The sequence below is a fragment of the Caballeronia sp. BR00000012568055 genome (assembly GCF_029439455.1).
Taxonomy (GTDB): Bacteria; Pseudomonadota; Gammaproteobacteria; order Burkholderiales; family Burkholderiaceae; genus Caballeronia.
Genome location: NZ_JAQFVG010000020.1, coordinates 18,639 through 20,757, shown reverse-complemented (window position 1 = coordinate 20,757; position 2,119 = coordinate 18,639). Strand labels below are relative to the sequence as shown.

Genomic DNA, 2,119 nt, shown 5'->3' with positions numbered 1-2,119 from the left:
TCACGCGGCGATCGAAAGAAAGCAATTGACTCCGTGGCCGACAAACAGCAAGGAAAATCATCAGTCGATGAGTACAGCCTCAGGTTCGTCGGGTTCGTCCGTGCGTCTTTTCGAGGCGGTGGCTTCAGCCCTGTGAGAGCGCGTGGTCGCAAGGCTTCTTCGTTCTGCAATACGCGGATCTTGTCCACAGCGACACGCTGTCGGAAGTGCGCGTCGAGTCAACCCTTGTGAAGGTTGGCAAGGTAGTTTTCGAACACTTGGATTCCCTCACGCGCTTTCGCAATCTCAGTGCGCATCCGACCACCGACGTGTTGATCGGGGCTCGCATACGTTACATCGGCGTCTCCTGGTCGCACTGCGGATCGCCAGACTTGACGCGCTACGGCACGGTGTGAGATGACGCATATCAGTGAAACGCCGGTTTGAATCACGGAAATAGGGAATTGACGTGCCAACATTATTGGAATGTCTCGGGTCGCTCCCCGGCGATCTGGTGATGCGTGATCTGGCGGCAGTGCGCAATGAAGTTGCCACGGTTGCGGAGCATTTGGCGCGACTTCACAGAGATGAAGACGGATACGAAGTCCGCAAGGAACCGCGCAATTACGGTCAAACCGAAATCACAGCGATTGGGTTGATCGGCGGTCCGGCCATGTATCGCCAGGTTCGATAGCGACTTTGCTGCAGAAGCTGCAATAAACCAAAGCGGTGCATGCTTTACCCTTGGACCGCACTTACAAGACACATTTCATGCAAGACATCTTCGAACCCCGCCACGAGCCTGCTCGTAGCATCTACCACGCGTTCCAGGCTGAGGCGACGAAACGCAAAGGACGCAGCATCGACCAGTGGCAGGCTGCAGAACGCGATGCCGTGTTTCGCGAGGCAACGCACCAAGCGCAGAAGCTCGGCCTGCGTGTTCCAACAATGGATGAGGTCGTCAGCGCCGAACGCTATGCGGCTGGGTCGATAGACTACGGCGCGAAGTGGTCTTATTGCGTTGTCGAGGAAATGCGAAAGGCCGTCTGAACTTCTTCGCTCGACCAATCCAAGGGACTGAGCTGATCGGCAACAAGTCGTCAACGCGACTGAATGGGTGCTCTGCTATTCGAGCAAAGGCATAGAAACGTGACTACGCAGCATCTTGGTAGCGAACCGGAGTTGCTACGACAGTGCGACGCGTGAGCCGGACGCGCTTGCGTCAACGCCGGTACCCGATTCACTCGGGTGAAATGCACCCGCACGATCGCGCCTTGCCTGTCGCGCCTTCTCCGCACGGGCGAGCAAGTCGGTTAGCTCGCGATCCAGATCAGCATCCTTCGCACCGGGTCGCCACGCGACACAACCGTGCTTCTTTCTCGCCTGCCGCGCCAGGGCCAACGCGTCACGAGCCGCCTTCGCGCTCTCCAGACTGACTTCAACGCAGAATGCGGCAGGGTCGCCAAACTCAGCGAAAGCCTTTAGCTCTTCGCGTCCGGCATGAACCCGTGCAGGGAAGTCTCGCAACTCGGATACGACCCGCTGACTGAACTGGCGCCATTGGATGTTTTCAGGATAGAGAAACGCAGGCAGCGCAACAGTCTTCACTGCATCGCGGTGCTCGGTGCGCTCGACTTCATTGCGTGCCCAGTCAGCACGATGAATCATGGATCGGCATGCGCGCGCGTACGCTTCGAGGGACATAGCGATCTCCAATGCCGCGTCGCTTCGCTCGCGCTTACCGATAACTCTGTTCCTTGCGCCCTGCATCAGTAGCACCACTATGGAGCTGACCACACTCGCGGTGCCGACGATCGCAAGCCATTTCGGCCAATCGACTTGCGTGAGGAATGCCGGCATTTGGTGCCACTGCACTTGCCACATGGTTTTGCTCTCGAAGCTCTGGAGCAGGAAGTATATGAAAGTTTTATCGGAAAACTACGATCCAGAAATTTGGTCTTTCGGTCGTGTATTACGCACGCGACGCTCACGCTTCCAAAAGTTTCGAATGGGTGATAGTCGTTTGGGAGCAACTCGAGATCAGAAGCGAAGTCAGTGAATGATCAAGACAATTGAATATTTATGCATCGGCATTCTGTCACGAAAAGCGCGCAATGCGCGGGCGACGTGATTCACGGAT

Annotated in this window: 2 protein-coding genes; one reads left to right on the top strand and one right to left on the bottom strand. The window is 56.5% G+C overall.

Annotation, left to right across the window (positions count from 1 at the left end):
• Positions 1 to 750: 750 nt before the first annotated feature.
• On the top strand, positions 751 to 1,029 hold the full coding sequence (locus tag P7F28_RS02185) for a hypothetical protein (protein WP_277182801.1): 279 nt from the start codon (positions 751 to 753) through the stop codon (positions 1,027 to 1,029).
• A gap of 135 nt (positions 1,030 to 1,164) precedes the next feature.
• Here the strand turns inward: P7F28_RS02185 and P7F28_RS02180 are convergent, their stop codons facing one another.
• A complete protein-coding gene (locus P7F28_RS02180; RefSeq protein ID WP_277182800.1) occupies positions 1,165 to 1,863 on the bottom strand; it encodes a hypothetical protein in 699 nt (232 codons plus the stop codon).
• Positions 1,864 to 2,119: the final 256 nt, after the last annotated feature.

What these genes read in the sequence shown, in the direction of transcription:
- P7F28_RS02185 (WP_277182801.1), top strand. Translation starts at nt 751, where the DNA reads ATGCAAGACATCTTCGAACCCCGCCACGAGCCTGCTCGTAGCATCTAC.
- P7F28_RS02180 (WP_277182800.1), bottom strand. Translation starts at nt 1,863, where the DNA reads ATGTGGCAAGTGCAGTGGCACCAAATGCCGGCATTCCTCACGCAAGTC.